We start from the raw sequence: 3072 nt of genomic DNA on the forward strand, positions 1-3072 counted from the left end.
CGCTGCCGGTATGAGCGCCGGGACCCTTCACGGCACGGCGTACGATGGCGTGCCGTATACAAGGGGTGGAGTCGTGGACCGAACAGAGGTCGGCGCGTTGGTCCGGTCCGCCGTCGACGGGGACGCCGCGGCCTGGAAGGCGCTGGTGGAGGGGCTGAGCCCGCTGGTGTGGTCGGTGGTGCGCGCGCACCGGCTCTCGGAGGCCGACGGGCACGAGGTCTTCCAGACCGTGTGGTTCCGCTTCGCCCAGCACCTCGGCCGCATCCGGGAGTCCGACAAGGCCGGTGCCTGGCTGGCCAGTACGGCCCGGCACGAGTGCCTGAAGGTGCTCAAGGGCCTCGCCCGGCTGACCCTGACCGACGATCCGCGGGTGCTGGACCGGGCCAGCCGGGAGCGGACGCCGGAGGAGTCGCTGATCGACTCGGAGGAGGCGGCGGACGCGGTGGCCGTCGGGGCCGGGGCCGGAGCGGTGGCCGTCGGAGCCGGGCCGGTCCCCGTTCCGGTGAACCGGCGGTCGCGGTCCGGGAAGACCCAGGCGCGGAAGAGCAGGAACCGCAGCACGGTCGCCGCGAGGTTGGCGGCGATGAGCACCGCCAGCTCGGTGGAGTGCGCCGGGCTGTCGCCGGCCGCGTTCAGGGCGGCGAGCGAGCCGCTGGTCAGGACGAGGCCGATGCCGAAGACGACCAGTCCCTGCGCCTGGTGCCGGACCGCGCCGCCCCGGCCGCGCACCCCGAAGGTGAGCCGGCGGTTGGCGGCCGTGTTGGCGACGGCGGAGACCAGCAGCGCGAGCGCGTTGGCGGTCTGGGGGCCGGCGGCCTGCCGGAAGCCGCTGTACAGCAACAGGTAGAAGAGCGTGGACAGGCCGCCGACCACGCAGAAGCCGACGAGCTGGCGGGCCAGGCCGTGCGGCACGCCGGTCAGCTCGCGGTCGCGCGGGTCGTCGCCGAAGGGCCGGGTCAGCCGGTCCAGCGGCAGCGAACCGGTGGCCAGGGCCCTGCCGACCCGCCACACGCCCTTGAGGTCCTCGGTGGCCGTCCGGACGATGTGCACGGTGGAGTCGGGGTCGTCGACCCAGTCGACCGGCACCTCGTGGATCCTCAGGCCCGCCCGCTCGGCGAGCACCAGCAGCTCGGTGTCGAAGAACCAGCCGGTGTCCTCCACCAGCGGCAGCAGCACCTGGGCCACGTCCCGGCGGATCGCCTTGAAGCCGCACTGCGCGTCGGAGAAGCGGGCCTGGAGCGAACCGCGCAGGATCAGGTTGTAGGCCCGGCTGATGAACTCCCGCTTGGGGCCGCGTACGACCCGGGAGGCGCGGGCCAGCCGGGAGCCGATCGCCAGGTCCGAGTGGCCGGAGATCAGCGGCGCCACCAGCGGCAGCAGGGCGTTGAGGTCGGTGGACAGGTCGACGTCCATGTAGGCGAGGACCGGGGCGTCGGAGGCCGACCACACGGTCCGCAGCGCCCGTCCCCGGCCCTTCAGCTCCAGCCGTACGGTGCCCACCTCGGGAATCTCGGCCGCCAGTCGCGCCGCCACCAGCGGGGTGGTGTCCGTGGAGGCGTTGTCCGCGATGGTGATGCGGAACGCGTACGGGAAGGTGCGCGCGAGGTGCTCGTGCAGCCGGCGCACGCACGGCGGGAGGTCCTTCTCCTCGTTGTAGACGGGGATCACTACGTCCAGGACAGGCCTACCGGCGTCTGTGGCCGGGAGGTGCTCCCGCGCCGGCAGGGTGCCGGGAGAAGAGTCGGTTCGCATGGCACCGACTCTTCTCAGGCCCCCTGTCGCGCCGATGTGGTGGCGCTGTGCTGCGGCTGTGAGTGTGGTCGCGGGGGTGTTGCCGGAGCCGGCACCGGAGCGGTGGGGGCGGGCAGGTACAGGGTGAACACGGTGCGGCCGGGCACGCTGTCCACGGTCACGGTGCCCCCGTGGGCGGCGGCCACGGCCTGCACGATGGCGAGCCCGAGGCCCGTGGACCCGGTGGCGCGGGAGCGCGCGGAGTCGCCCCGGGCGAACCGCTCGAAGACGTGCGGCACCAGCGCGGCCGGGATGCCCGGCCCGTCGTCCTCCACGTCCACGCACGCCCACGGCCCGTGCCGGCGCACCCGTGCGGTGACGGTCGTACCGGGCGGGGTGTGCTTGCGGGCGTTGCCCAGCAGGTTGACCAGCACCTGCTGGATCCGGGCCGGGTCCGCCGAGACCGGGGCCGGCGCGTCGGGCAGGTCGAGCCGCCAGGTGTGGTCCGGGCCCGCCGCGCGGGAGTCGCTGACGGTGTCGACGACCAGCGGGACCAGATCGGTGTGCTCCCACTGGAGCGGCCGGCCGGCGTCCAGCCGGGCGAGCAGCAGCAGGTCCTCCACGAGCAGGGTCATCCGCCCGGCCTCGGACTCGATCCGCCCGAGGGCGTGCCGGGTGTCCGGCCCGGTCTCCTCGTGCCCGCGCCGGGTGAGTTCGGCGTAGCCGCGGATGGAGGCGAGCGGGGTGCGCAGCTCGTGGCTGGCGTCGGCCACGAACTGCCGCACCCGTGTCTCGCTCTGCTGCCGGGCGTGCAGGGCGCCGTGGACGTGGTCGAGCATCCGGTTGAGCGCGGCGCCGACCCGGCCGACCTCCGTGTGCGGGTCGCACTCCGCCTCCGGGACCCGCTCGCTGAGGTTCACCTCGCCGGTGTGCAGCGGCAGTTCGGAGACCCGGGTGGCGGTGGCGGCGACCCTGCGCAGGGGGCGGGTGGCGACGCCGACGAGCACGTAGCCGGCGATGGCGGCGGCGACGAGTCCGGCGGCGGTGACGCAGACTTCGACCAGGATCAGGGTGGTGATGTTGCTGTCGGTCTCCCGGGTGGGGATGCCGACGTAGTAGCCGCCCCGGTACTGGACCCGGTAGGTGCCGAGCCCCGGCAGCCGCGCGGTGTGCGCCCTGTCGTCCCGGGCGACCTCGCCGAGGGCGCTCTTCTGGGCCTCGGTGAGGTCCTTGGCGCTCATGTCGAACGTGGACTCGGACTTCTCGCCGACCTTGCCGTAGGTGACGGCGCCGCCGTCGACCACGGCCGCGACCGTGCCACTGGGCTGGGGACCGTGCCGG

1 protein-coding gene and 2 pseudogenes are annotated in these 3072 nt (G+C 74.2%); 1 reads left to right on the forward strand and 2 read right to left on the reverse strand.

All coding sequences use genetic code 11. From position 1 onward, the window contains the following. Positions 1–10 precede the first annotated feature (10 nt). Positions 11–436: pseudogene (locus H5J33_RS38785) on the forward strand (RNA polymerase sigma factor); the annotation flags it as partial. A 5-nt stretch (positions 437–441) separates the two neighbouring features. Here H5J33_RS38785 and H5J33_RS29090 read toward each other — a convergent pair. Then, a pseudogene (locus H5J33_RS29090) lies at positions 442–1752 on the reverse strand (glycosyltransferase); the annotation flags it as partial. A gap of 14 nt (positions 1753–1766) precedes the next feature. After that, on the reverse strand, positions 1767–3072 hold a 1306-nt coding region (locus tag H5J33_RS29095; RefSeq protein ID WP_181797794.1), incomplete at its 5' end, for a HAMP domain-containing sensor histidine kinase.

The organism is Streptomyces sp. WELS2 (assembly GCF_013870595.1).
GTDB lineage: Bacteria > Actinomycetota > Actinomycetes > Streptomycetales > Streptomycetaceae > Streptomyces.